This is a genomic window from Xanthomonas sp. LMC-A-07 (genome assembly GCF_030208825.1).
Taxonomy (GTDB): domain Bacteria; phylum Pseudomonadota; class Gammaproteobacteria; order Xanthomonadales; family Xanthomonadaceae; genus Xanthomonas; species Xanthomonas campestris.
This window is the reverse complement of sequence record NZ_JARVTF010000008.1, coordinates 632711-645445: the sequence shown is the minus strand read 5'-3', so window position 1 is coordinate 645445 and position 12735 is coordinate 632711. Positions and strand designations below refer to the sequence as shown.

Here is a 12735-nt window from a genome sequence, read left to right as displayed (position 1 = left end):
CCGCGCGCGTCGTCACCTATCCGGTCACGCCGCGTGTCGCTCACCGTCTCTTCGTTCCGTCGAGGAGCCGGAATAACGAATCGCCGCTGGCTTCACATCGGACGACCGGGATTTGAATCGTCGCGCGTCCAGGCGCGGTCGACTGCCTGGATCAACCGTCTGATCTGCTGAGTGCGCGGTGCCCTCACCGCTTCCGGGACACGCCGTGAATCCGTCCATGGACGCTCCTTAGCGGCATCCATGCCAAGGGTCGCTCAAACGGTGAGGACACCGCGCCGGAGAGTTGGTCGGTGGTCACCTGAAAAGCGGCGGTCGCAACATGCATCCGAAGTTGAACCGGCCAACCACTATCGAACAGAGTGCATCAAACACTGCTTGTGCCATGCACACCGATCATCCCTACGGGTCCTTGCCCGTCCACCGGCGCGGGACCTTATGCGGCATGGATGCCGCATAAGAGCCTCCATGGACGGATTCACGGCGTGTCCCGCGCCGGTGGGCGGGCGAGGGCCCTGCAGCCAGGCCGCAGAACACATGCTTGGCTTTGGTGTCCGCTCCGGCTCCGGCGTTGCCTCATCCACACCGCCTTTTTCAAACCAGAACGACTGGCTTTAGCTGCTGGCGTTCAATGCGCAGTGAAGCCGACAGCATCGCCAACCCCAATGCCGCACACGCCACGCCAGCTTGGTCGAGCGCGCAACGGGCTTGCCACTTCAAGAGCTTGCCGCGAATGCATCCATGGAAACCCAGGTGCCGGCGCTGGTGTCGCCTCAATGCCCCGCACGCCGTGAGGACACCGCCTCGGAACCTGCAGGCCTGCGTGCTACATGCCGCAGCAAGCAACAGCAACGCCCGCCTGCTGGCCGTGCAGAGACCCGATCAGGAGCGATCCGCAACCGCGGTGTCCTTGACCAACGCCAGGTTGTCCACGCTCACCTCTTCGGTGTAGTCCAGCCAGGCGCGGATCTCCAGATCCTCCACTGCGTGCTCCAGGCCCACCGGCATGCGGATGCGGCCGGAGGCGTCGGGCACCACCCATTGCTGGGCCAGCACCACCTTGCGTTCGGACGACACGGCTTCGACCCAGAACGCGCGGGTTGGGCGGCGCTTGGCGTACAGCTCGAGCATGTAGCGCCCGGCCTCGGTCTTGCGCGCGGCCTGGGTGAGCATGATCGGCTGACGCACGCGCGGGCGCGGCGCTTGCGGGGTGACATCCAGCGGCGCATCCACGGCGATGCCGCGGGTGAGGTCGGGATCGCGGTACAGCTTCATGTGCTGATTGCGATCCACCACCAGCGCACACCAGTCGCCATCAGCCGAACCGTCTTCGAAGGCGGTGCAGCGGTCCACATACGCCAGCGTGCCGTCGCTGTGGGTGCGGTCGAACTGGCGCGAGGTGTTTTCCAGATACACCGTCTTGAGGTTGGTGTCGTCGTCGTATTCCAGCAGCACCGGCGGGCGCACCTGCTGCACGCCCACCACCACATCGCCATTGCCGTTGACACGCAACATGCGCGTGCTGCGCCCGGTCCACAACGTGCGTGCATAAGCCAGATAACGCGGGTAGTCCTTGCCGCTGTCACGGCTGGCGGCAACGCTGGCACTTGGCGGGGCGTCATTGGCCAGCAGCGAGCGGCCGAAGCCCAGCGTGCGCATGCCTGGTTCCAGCAATTGCAGCAGCGTGGCGCCCGAATCCAGGGTGCTGCCGGCGCGCGTGACCACCTGCTGCGGCGGAATGTCCTTGCCGAGGAACAGCAACAGGTTTTCGCGTTTTTGCTTGGCCAGCACGTCGCTGAGATCGTTGGGCATGGCCAGGTGATCGGAGGCGATTACGATGATGGTGTTGCGGCCATAGCGGCTGTTGCGGATGCGCGTGACCAGCTCGCCAATCAGCCGGTCGCTGCACTTGATGGCATGCAGCAAACCGATGTCACCCAGCGGGCTCTCATAGCGCTGGTTCTTGCACGCCAGTGGCAGATGGCCGGCAGGGTGATGGGTGTCCATGGTCAAGGTGGTGAGCATGAACGGCTGGCCGGCGCGCGAGAGCGCCTGGAAGCTCTCCCAGGCATCGTCGAGCAAGACATCGTCGTGCACGCCCCATGCGGAGAAATGCTTCGGCGCCACCCCCTTGTTGTGGAAGTAATTCACGTCGTGCACCACGTCGAAGCCGTGGCTGGCCAGAAAGCTGCCCTTGCCGGCGAAGCTGGCATCGGCACCGCCCACGTAGTGATTGCGGTAGCCCTGGTCCTTGAGATAGTCGCCGAGGCAACGCGCCTCGGGCAGGAACAGGCCCATGCGCCCCATGCTGTTCTCATCGCCTGGGGCAGTGGTCAGCGGCACGCCGCACATTGAGGCGACCATGCCGGCAATGGTCCAGCCGCTGCCTTCGGTGGAGGTGAGGTTGCGCACGTCCACTGCCTCGGTGGCGAGCTGGCGCAGATTGGGCATCAAGCCGGGAAACGTCGCTTCGTCGAAGTAGGTGCGCTCCAGGCTTTCGCCATAGATCCAGACAATGTTCTTGCGCTTTTGCAGCGGCTGCTGCGGCACCTGGTATTCCGGCACCACGGTGGCGTAATCGACCGGGCGCAACTGGTAGTACAGCCGCTTGCCATCGCGATACAGCGGGCTGACCGCCACGCTCACCAACAGCATCACCACGAAGGCACCGAACACCGCACCGCCGCCACGCGGGCGCCGGAAACGGCGCACCCGCAACAGCACCAGTGGGCTGAGCGAGAGCAGCACCATGCCGATAAACACGGCGATATAGCCGGAGAAATCGCTGACACCGGCGCCGTCCATGTCCGCGCGCAGGTGGTAGAGCGTTGCGGCATTGATGCCGTCGCCACTGAGCCGATCGACCAAGCCCCACGCGCTGAGCAACAGCAGCAACAACGACAGCAGCCCGGCTTTCAGCCACGCCAGACGCGGCGACGCCACCAGCAACCAGAGCAACAGCAACAACGACAGCGCCAAAATCCAATGCATGTGCAGCGTCCGTGGGGGAAAGAGGCGAGCACGCACCGCACGCTTTGCTCGCCGTGTCCTTGGGTTTCACGCGAAATGTGACACCGGGATGACGGACTATGCCGCGACAAAGCTGACTGAAATGTTTGTTGAGGGCCCTGATGTAGTGCTGCGGCCACTGTGCGCGCTGCTTTGCCAGCTGGGCTGCTTTCTCGCCGAAGCGCGTGTGGACGCGGGGGGCGCTCTGCGCACGCTGCGCGATGCCGGCGTATTGGCGCGGTTCTGCCCGCTCTGACCTGCACGATTGAACTGCGCAGTGCCGGCCGTCAAAGACACACGCACTGTGGTGCAAGATGCGTGGGGAGCTAGTCGTTGTCTGGAGAAAGACTGGTTGCGGCGCGGCGAGGATTGCTATGGGATATCGAGCACTAGGCAGGGAGTGCGCCTGGCGTTCGTGGCGCTGCTGCCCGGAGAACATCTTTGAATTCTCGCGCAGCTGCGGCATGTGTTCGGTGCGTTGGCGAACGCAAGCTAGGCGCGTACGGCTGAAAGCACGCGTTCATTGCGCTGTGGCGCGATAGCGAGAAATCATCGGCGGTGCCGATCAACCGATCAACCGTGCTGCCTGCAATCAGGCTGGCACCGGCACTTGTCGCCAACCAGATGCGCCATGGCCCCTTCGTGCTCTTCGATGATGTCGCGAGCGACATCCATGCAGGCAACCACGACGCCGGCGTGCAGACACTTTTGACTTCAACGCCACCACCGCCCCGCCCGCATGCGGCGTCGCACGCCTAACGAAGAACAGGCGCACAAGCAGCAGGCACCAACGATCCCGCCTTACCGGTGCCCACGTTCCTCACGTGCGCGCACGCGGCGGTCGAAGACCAGCGCACTGAGCACGATACCCAGGCCCAGGAACACGCCGAGCAGGAACAGCACCATCGCGATCGCCGGATAGCCCCACAGCTTGAGTCCGGTCTCGATCCGCATCATCTGCGAAGACGCCATGATCAGCGCCGCGGTGACGATGCCGGCGGCGACACGGTTGGCGATCTTCTGCAGGCTTTCCATCAGGTGCGACTCTTCCAGCCCGGTCACCCGCATCTGCATGCGGTTTTCGGCCACCAGCGAGAGGATGTCGGACATGCGGCGCGGGCCTTCGCGCAGCAGGTGCTGCAATTCCATGGCTTCGCTGGCCAAGTTGGCCGCCGACATCGACTTCTTCAGGCGTGCGCGCATCACGTGCTGCAGGTGGCGTTCGACGATGCGGCGGGTGTCCAATGCCGGCGACAGCGCGCGGCACACGCCTTCCAGGTTCAGCAGGGTCTTGCCGAGCAGGCTCAGCTCCGGCGGGGTGCGTAGGCCGGTGGCGGTGGCAATGCGCACTAGGTCCAGCACCACGCGGCCCTCGGAGGTGGCGTCGTGAGCGGCGTAGCGGGCAATCATCTGCCCGGTTTCGCGCAGGTAGCGCTCCTCGTCGTAGTCCTCCAGGCGCGTGCTGAGCGCGATGGTTTCCTCGGCGACTTCTTCGCCACGGCCGTCCACGGCGGCAAACAGCAATTTGAGCAGGCGCTCGCGCAGGCGCGGTGGCACGTGCGCGACCATGCCCAGGTCGAAGATGGCCAGGCGGCCGTCGGGCATCACGCGCAGGTTGCCCGGGTGCGGGTCGGCATGGATTTCGCCATGCACGAACATCTGGTCCAGGTAGCCCTTGACCAGGGCCGCGGCCAGCTCGTCCATCGGCTGCTCGGTGCGGCGCAGGCCGGAGATCTTGTCCACGCGCACGCCTTCGGCCAGCTGCATGGTCAGCACCTTGCGGCTGCTGAGGTCCCACACCGGCTGCGGCACCCACAGCAAGGGGAACGGCTTGAGGTGTTCGCCGAAGCGCACCAGGGTCTCGGCCTCGGCCTCATAGTTGAGTTCGGCGCGCAGGGTCTTGCCGAATTCGCCCAGCCAGTCGGCAAAGCGCACCCGGCGGCCGATGCCGGTCAGGCGGTCGGCGGCGTTGGCGAAGCTCTTGAGCACGTCCAGGTCCGAGCGCACCTGCGCGGCGACCTCGGGCTTTTGCACCTTGATCGCCACCGGCGTGCCGTCACGCAGGGCGGCGCGATGCACCTGCGCCAGCGAGGCGCAGCCCAGCGGCACCGGGTCGAAATGCGAGAACGCCTTGTTGACCGCCACGCCGAGCTCTTCTTCGATGATCTGGCGGATGCGCTCCACCGGCACCGAGCTGGTGTTCTCCTGCATGCGCTCCAGCGCGGTGGCGAACTCCGGCGGCACGATGTCCGGGCGGGTGGAGAGCATCTGGCCGAGTTTGACGAAGGTGGGGCCCAGCGCCTCCAGGTCGGCGACGAACTGGTCCGGCGTGCCTTCTGCGGGCACTTCGTATTCATTGACCGCCGCCGGGTCCAGGCTCATGCCGGCAAACACGCCCGACCCGCGGTACCGCAGCAACAGGCGCAGGATCTGCGTCCGTCGGCTCATGCCGCCGACCACGGCGTTGTCGGCCGGGTGCGTGGCCTGAGCCGGTGTGCGGTGCGGGTCGTTGGGGCTCAAGGCCATCTCCGGGTGGTGTTGAGCGCCCGAGTGTGGCCAGCGCCGGGTCGTCGCGTGGTGAATCCGCACCCGGGCCTGCGAACGGTCCGGGCGTACCGCTGCTGCCGGCGGCGCGCGCGGCGCAGTCAGGCCTGCTGGCGCGTGCTGCCAGTGCCCCGCGGTGTCTCGCCAGCACCCTGGTGCAGCCGTCACCCCATCGGCGCGCAGGATCGGCGAGAATTCACGCCCACCCAAGAAGGACCTCCGCATGGCCGGTGCCAGCCTGTTTACCCTGCTCGACGACATCGCCACGCTGCTGGACGACGTGTCCATCCTCACCAAGGTGGCGGCCAAGAAGACGGCCGGCGTGCTGGGCGACGATCTGGCGCTTAACGCGCAGCAGGTCACCGGCGTCACCGCCGACCGCGAGCTGCCGGTGGTGTGGGCGGTGGCCAAGGGCTCGCTGGTGAACAAGGTGATCCTGGTGCCGGCGGCGCTGGCGATCAGCGCGCTGGAGGCCTGGCTGCGCGGGCGCGGCTACAACGTGCCGCTGGTGATGCCGCTGATGATGATCGGCGGTGCGTACCTGTGTTTCGAAGGCGTGGAGAAGCTGGCGCACAAGTTCCTGCATAGCGAAGAAGAAGACGCGCAGCGGCACGCCGAGCGCACCCGGGTGCTGGCCGACGAGGCGGTGGACGTGGTGGCGCTGGAAAAGGACAAGGTCAAGGGTGCGATCCGCACCGACTTCATCCTGTCGGCCGAAATCATCGTGCTGTCGCTGGGCGTGGTGGCGGGCGTGTCGTTCGGCCAGCAGGTGGCTGTGCTGGTGGCGATTGCGCTGGCGATGACCATCGGCGTCTACGGCCTGGTGGCCGGCATCGTGAAGCTCGACGACCTGGGGCTGTACCTGAGCAAGAAGGGCGCGGCGCTGGCGGCCCTGGGCCGCGGCATCCTGGTGGCGGCCCCGTGGCTGATGAAGTTCCTGTCGGTGGCCGGCACGCTGGCGATGTTCCTGGTCGGCGGCGGCATCCTGGTGCACAACATCCCGGTGCTGCACCACCTGGTGGTTGATTTGGCCAAGGCCTCCGGCAGCCTGGGCTGGCTGGTGGAAGCGCTGGGCAACATGTTGGTGGGCGTGGTGGCTGGCGCGGTGGTGCTGGCGGCGGTGACCGGGTTCCAGAAGCTGCGCGGCAACAAGGCCGCGCACTAAGCGACTGAACGGCGTGCTGGCTGTTGCCGGCACGCTGAGGCTGAGAACCCCGCGGCTCTGGACCGGGCTGCAGTGGACACTAGCTACGGCAGCTTTCAGTCGGCGCTGATCACCCTGTTCTTGCCGGCCGCCTTGGCGTCGTACATGGCGCGGTCGGCGCGGCGGATCACCTCGTCCTGGGCTTCGTCGGTGCGGCGCATGGCCACGCCGCCGCTGAAGCTGACGAATACGCGCACGTCTTCATGCAGCAGCGAGCGCTGCGCAAGCGCGCGCTGCAGGCGGATCACCGCGGCGCTGGCCTCGAAGATGGTCGAGTCCGGCAACAGCAACACGAATTCCTCGCCACCGAAGCGCGCAATCGCATCGGTGGTGCGCAGCACCGACTTGGCCACGTCCACGGTATGGCGCAACGCGGCGTCGCCGCCGGCATGCCCGTGGGTCTCGTTGAGGCGGCGGAAGTCGTCCAGGTCCAGCATCGCCACGCACAGCGGTTGCCCGCTGCGCTGGGTGCGGGTGGCCTCGCGCTCGAACAGTTCTTCGAAGCCGCGCCGGTTGAGGGCGCCGGTGAGCTGGTCTTCGCGCACCAGCCCGGCCACGTCTTTGAGCTCCTGCTCCAGCGAGGCGATGCGGTGCTCGGCTTCTTCAACCTGGCGGCGCGCGGACAGTAGTTCATCGCGGGCGGCCAGCGCCTGCGCCTGCACGCCAGCGGTGTCCTGCAACAGGTCCTGCAGCAAGCGGTTGAGGTCGGGAATGCTGCGAGCGTCGCCGATCGCCTGCGAATAACCGGCAACGCGGTCGTGGTATTCGCCGGTGCTGGTGGCCATGCCGTCGAGCCGGTCGACGAAGGACACCATCATCTCGCGCATGGCGGTCTTTGAGTCGGCAATGCCCTGCTTGAGCAGGCCTTGCTTGTAGATCACCTCGCGCAGGGTGCCGCGCGCCTGTTCGATCGAACTCACGTCCATCGGCCCGGCGATCAACTGCCGCACTACCGAGATCTGGCCCTGCAGCCAGCTACGATCGTCCAGGAGTTCGCCGACGTTCTCCAACAATAGGTCGAATAACCCCAGCAACAGGTTCTGTTGCTCGCTGGCATCTTCGGCGCGCAAGCCGATCTGGTGGCTGAGCTCGCGTAGCCGCTGTTCCAGCGTGATCAGTTCGTGGCCGGGTCGCCAGTGGCGCAGTGCCGAGGCCAGCGTTTGCGCTTCTTCGGCCAACTCCGGGCTGCGTTGCAGCAGCGTGGCCAATGCATTGCCCAACGCGTGCCGCAGCAGGTCGCGCAGCTGTTCGGCTTCGGTACGGCCTTCGGCCAGCGAATCGCCGGTGTCGATGGTGCGGATGTATTTGTCGATCAGCTGGCGCAGGGCGCGGCCATATCCGGGCCAGTCGCCGGCGGCATACGCCGTACTCAGGCGTACGCCCATGTCGCCGAGCTCGCCATGCAGGCTGGCAATGCCTTCGGCAAAGGCCAGCAGCAAGGCCTCCGGGTGCGCGGCATGCGAAAACAGGCGAATCAGCAGCGCAGTGGCAGCGGCCGGGTCATGCGCGCCCGACTTGGCCTTGGCCGGCACCAGCTGATGCGCAGCCAATCCAGCGCCGTCGCGTTCGCCCAGCACGCTGGGCAAGGTGGCCGGGCGCGCGGTGCCGGCACCGCCCCATGGCAGCAGACGGCGCAGCCCGCCACGTGGGCGGTTGGGGTGTTCGGGCTGTTCTGCCATGCGCCAGGTCTCGAGGGTGAAGTACCAACGCCACGTTATCGGCGTTGGTGCAGGCCCCTTGAGCACGCGCGTGCGCGGTTTGCAGACGCGACCGCAGCAACGCCGACAGCCGTCACACGCAGCGGCGGATCGTGCGCATCTGAACCAGTTACGCAGATGACGACAGCCACGGCCGCAGCTCCCGATTTCGGTGCAACGCAACCACCGCGCACCTATGTGGGGATGTCATCGCACTGCAATCTCACGCTTATGCCGAACGACGCAGCAGAACCATTGCAAGGGAATGTGTGCTGTCTTGGAAAAGTCAGCACGTGTTCACGCATCTTTTATTTAGACGGGGTGTAGATTCACTGGCAAGGACGACGTGGAGTAAGCGCGTTGGCCCCGCTCCTCTCTTCGTTGCAAGTCGTCTGGCCACGCAGGCAGGCGATGGTTTTTGCTTCTCTGTTTTTCCGTCTCCACCCACTTTACGACGGACGTTTAGATGGTTGCCATGATGCCGCTTCACGCCACTACCGCACGCCTAGAGCGCAGCACGATGATCCCGACTTCGCTCAAGAAGAGCGTGCGGCCGCGTGATGCGCGCGGCCGTTTCATCCGTCACCACGAGCGTCTGCCGGTTGCACTGGCCGATACGCGCGGTGCCTTGTTCGTGGTGTCGGAGATGGCGGACTTCATCAAGGCCGGCGGCCTGGGTGATGTGGCGGCGGCACTGCCGCGCGCATTGCGCCATCGCTACGACGTGCGCGTGTTGATCCCCGGCTACCGCGCGGTGCTGGCGCGCGCGGGCAAGGTGGAGATCGTGGGCCGTGTGCTGGCGCATGCCGCGCTGCCGGCCTGCGACATCGGCCGCATCGTGCAATCGGACGGCCTGCCGATCTACATCCTGCTGTCCAAGGAACTGTTCGAACGCGATGGCTCGCCGTATGTGAGCACCAGCGGTTCGGAGTTCGAAGACAACGCAATCCGCTTTGCCACCTTGTCGCACGCTGCCGCGCAGATCGCCGCCGGCCGTGCCGGGCTGGGCTGGCGGCCGCGCCTGCTGCACCTCAACGACTGGCCGTGTGCGCTGGCTGCCGCCTATGTGCGCTGGTCCGGCGGCACCACGCCGTGCCTGCTGACCATCCATAACCTGGCCTACCAGGGCCTGGTGCCATATTCGATGGCCGCCGCACTGGGCATCCCGGCCGAGCGCGTCTCGGAGCTGGAGTTCTACGGGCAGATGTCATTCCTGCGCGGCGGCATCGTGCATGCCGACCACGTCAACACGGTGAGCGTCAGCTACGCGCAGCAGATCACCGGCCCGGCGCAGGGCTGCGGGCTGGATCGCCTGCTGGCCGGCCGCGCCGCCAAGGGCGCGCTGAGCGGCATCGTCAACGGCATCGACGCCAGCTGGGACCCGCGCACCGACGAATACCTGGACAGCCATTTCAGCGTGAATCACTGGCAGGGCCGCCAGGCCAATGCCGCGCAGGTGCGCAAGGCCTTCGGTCTGCGCGAGAGCAGCGGCCCGCTGTTTGCGGTGGTGTCGCGCCTGGTGCACCAGAAGGGCCTGGACCTGATCTGCGAGGTCGCCCCGCAGATCGTGGCCGCGGGCGGCCAGATCGCGGTGATCGGCGGCGGCGAGCCGGAGATCGAGCAACAGGTGGCCGAGCTGACCCGGCGTTATCCCGGCCAGGTCGGTGCGTTCATCGGTTTCGAGGAAGGCCTGGCGCGGCGCATGTTCGCCGGCGCCGACTTCCTGCTGATGCCCTCGCGCTTCGAGCCGTGCGGCCTGAGCCAGATGTACGCGCAGCGCTTTGGCTGCCTGCCGATCGCGCACGCCACCGGCGGGCTGATCGACACCGTGGACGATGGTGTCACCGGGTTCCTGTTCCAGCAGGCCAGCGCCGAAGCGCTGCGGCGCTGCCTGGAGCGTGCCTTCCGCACCTTCCGCCTGCCCAGCCTGCTGTCGGCGATGCGCCGCGCCGCGATGCTGCGGCCCAGCGGGTGGGATGTGGCGGGCAAGAAATACATCTCGCTATACGAGCGCACCGCTGCAACCGCACCCGCTGTTGCGACGGTGTCATGAGCGAACGGTTGGGCGTGCACGGCAGGGATGCGGAGCAGGACATGGCGGAAGGCGGCGGAGGAAGCGCCGTAGCACTGCAGGACCTGCAAGCGGTCGCGGCCGGGCTCCCCGGCGACGCCTTTGCGGTGTTGGGGCCGCACGTGCAGGCTGATGGCCGCTTGCGTGTGCGGGTCCTGGCGCCCGGCGCCGAGGCCTTGGGGCTGATCGATGGCCGCGGCAAGTTGCTGGCCCGCATGCAGGCCAGCCCGATTGACGGTGTGTTCGAGGGCGAACTGCCGGCAGAGACTCCGTACCGCCTGCGTATCGTTTGGCCGGACGTGGTGCAGGAGATCGAAGACCCGTACGCGTTTGCGCCGCAGATCGATGAATCGGCGTTGCTGCAGATTGCTGCCGGCGACGGCCAGGCGCTGCGCGCCAACCTGGGCGCGCGGCATGTGCAGGTTGGCGAGGTACCCGCGGTGCGCTTCGCAGTGTGGGCGCCGCATGCCCAGCGCGTGGCAGTGGTCGGCGACTTCAACGGCTGGGAGCCGCGCCGCCACCCGATGCGCCAGCGCAGCGGCGGCATCTGGGAGCTGGTGCTGCCACGCGTGGAGACCGGCGCGCGCTACAAGTACGCCATCACCACCGCCGATGGCCGGGTCTTGCTCAAGGCCGACCCGGTGGCCCGCCAGAGCGAGTTGCCACCGGCCACCGCCTCGGTGGTGGCTAGCGCCGAGGCGTTTGCCTGGACCGATGCCGAGTGGATGGCACGCCGCAGCGCCGCTGCCGAGCCGGCGCCGCTGTCGATCTATGAAGTGCACGCTGCCTCCTGGCGCCGCGACGGCCACGACCAGCCGCTGGACTGGGTGTCGCTGGCGGCGCAGTTGATCCCGTACGTGCAGGAGCTGGGCTTCACCCATATCGAACTACTGCCGATCACCGAGCACCCGTTCGGCGGCTCGTGGGGCTATCAGCCGCTGGGCTTGTACGCGCCCACTGCACGGCACGGCAGCCCGGACGGGTTTGCCCAGTTTGTCGATGCCTGCCACCGCGCCGGCATCGGCGTGATCCTGGACTGGGTCAGCGCGCACTTCCCCGATGATGCGCATGGGCTGAGCCAATTCGACGGCAGTGCCACCTACGAGCACGCCGACCCGCGCGAGGGCATGCATCGCGACTGGAATACGTTGATCTACAACTACGGCCGGCCCGAGGTCACCGCGTACCTGCTCGGCAGTGCGATGGAGTGGATTGCGCATTACCACCTCGATGGCCTGCGCGTGGATGCGGTGGCGTCGATGCTCTACCGCGACTACGGCCGTGCCGAAGGCGAGTGGGTGCCCAACGCCCACGGCGGGCGCGAGAACCTGGAGGCGGTGGCGTTCCTGCGCCAGCTCACCGGCGAGATCGCCAGCCAGTTCCCCGGCGTGCTGACCATTGCCGAGGAATCCACCGCCTGGCCGGGCGTGACCGCGCCGATCAGCGAAGGCGGGCTGGGCTTTACGCATAAGTGGAACATGGGCTGGATGCACGACACGCTGCACTACATGCAGCGCGACCCGGCCGCGCGTGCCCAGCACCACAGCCAGCTGACCTTCGGACTGGTGTACGCATTTTCCGAAAGGTTCGTGCTGCCGCTGTCGCATGACGAAGTGGTGCACGGCACCGGCGGCCTGCTTGGCCAGATGCCCGGCGACGACTGGCGCCGCTTTGCCAACCTGCGCGCCTACCTGGCGCTGATGTGGGCGCACCCGGGCGACAAGCTGCTGTTCATGGGCGCCGAATTCGGCCAGTGGGCGGACTGGAATCACGACCGCTCGCTGGACTGGCACCTGCTCGATCACGCGCCGCATCGCGGCATGCAGCAGTTGGTGCGCGATCTCAATCGCGCCTTGCGCCGCGTGCCGGCGTTGTACCGCGGCAACCACCGTGCCGATGGCTTCGAGTGGAGCGTGGCCGACGATGCGCGCAACAGTGTGCTGGCCTTCATTCGCCACGACCCCGACGGCGGCGCGCCGCTGCTGGCGGTGAGCAACCTCACCCCGCAGCCGCACCACGACTACCGCGTCGGCGTACCGCGTGCCGGCGGCTGGCGCGAAATCCTCAATACCGACAGTGCCCATTACGGCGGCAGCAATCTCGGCAATGGTGGTCGTCTGCTGACCGAGCCCACCGGGATGCATGGCCACGCGCAAAGCCTGCGCCTGACGCTACCGCCGCTGGCCACGATCTACCTGCAAGCGGAGAAATGA

General features: G+C 66.9%; 8 protein-coding genes. 5 read left to right on the top strand and 3 right to left on the bottom strand.

Annotation, left to right across the window (positions count from 1 at the left end):
- Positions 1 to 879: 879 nt before the first annotated feature.
- A complete protein-coding gene (locus tag QRM89_RS10200) occupies positions 880 to 2988 on the bottom strand; it encodes a phosphoglycerol transferase I (protein ID WP_225041095.1) in 2109 nt (702 codons plus the stop codon).
- An 88-nt stretch (positions 2989 to 3076) separates the two neighbouring features.
- Between QRM89_RS10200 and QRM89_RS10195 the strand changes: the two genes are divergently transcribed.
- Together QRM89_RS10195 and QRM89_RS10190 are read left to right on the top strand one after the other, a co-directional pair.
- On the top strand, positions 3077 to 3262 hold the full coding sequence (locus QRM89_RS10195; protein ID WP_228440209.1) for a hypothetical protein: 186 nt from the start codon (positions 3077 to 3079) through the stop codon (positions 3260 to 3262).
- 302 nt (positions 3263 to 3564) lie between these two features.
- Positions 3565 to 3765 carry a hypothetical protein gene (locus QRM89_RS10190; RefSeq protein ID WP_285447940.1) on the top strand — a complete coding sequence of 67 codons (201 nt, stop codon included), beginning with the start codon at positions 3565 to 3567 and terminating at the stop codon, positions 3763 to 3765.
- A gap of 42 nt (positions 3766 to 3807) precedes the next feature.
- On the opposite strand, the gene QRM89_RS10185 is transcribed toward QRM89_RS10190, so the two are convergent.
- Positions 3808 to 5532, bottom strand: coding sequence for an AarF/UbiB family protein (locus QRM89_RS10185; RefSeq protein ID WP_011035657.1), 1725 nt, complete (start codon positions 5530 to 5532; stop codon positions 3808 to 3810).
- 241 nt (positions 5533 to 5773) lie between these two features.
- On the opposite strand from QRM89_RS10185, the gene QRM89_RS10180 reads away from it, so the two are divergent.
- The gene (locus QRM89_RS10180; RefSeq protein ID WP_042597948.1) at positions 5774 to 6715 is read left to right on the top strand and encodes a DUF808 domain-containing protein; all 942 of its coding nucleotides are present in this window, start codon (positions 5774 to 5776) and stop codon (positions 6713 to 6715) included.
- Between the two features lie 95 nt (positions 6716 to 6810).
- On the opposite strand, the gene QRM89_RS10175 is transcribed toward QRM89_RS10180, so the two are convergent.
- The gene (locus QRM89_RS10175) at positions 6811 to 8433 is read right to left on the bottom strand and encodes a GGDEF domain-containing protein (protein ID WP_115529704.1); all 1623 of its coding nucleotides are present in this window, start codon (positions 8431 to 8433) and stop codon (positions 6811 to 6813) included.
- 484 nt (positions 8434 to 8917) lie between these two features.
- Here QRM89_RS10175 and glgA point away from each other — a divergent pair, with 484 nt between their 5' ends.
- Both glgA and QRM89_RS10165 read left to right on the top strand, forming a co-directional pair.
- The gene (gene glgA / locus QRM89_RS10170; protein WP_161963517.1) at positions 8918 to 10504 is read left to right on the top strand and encodes a glycogen synthase GlgA; all 1587 of its coding nucleotides are present in this window, start codon (positions 8918 to 8920) and stop codon (positions 10502 to 10504) included.
- The gene (locus QRM89_RS10165; RefSeq protein WP_285447939.1) at positions 10501 to 12735 is read left to right on the top strand and encodes a 1,4-alpha-glucan branching enzyme; all 2235 of its coding nucleotides are present in this window, start codon (positions 10501 to 10503) and stop codon (positions 12733 to 12735) included. The genes glgA and QRM89_RS10165 overlap by 4 nt, the downstream gene beginning before the upstream one ends.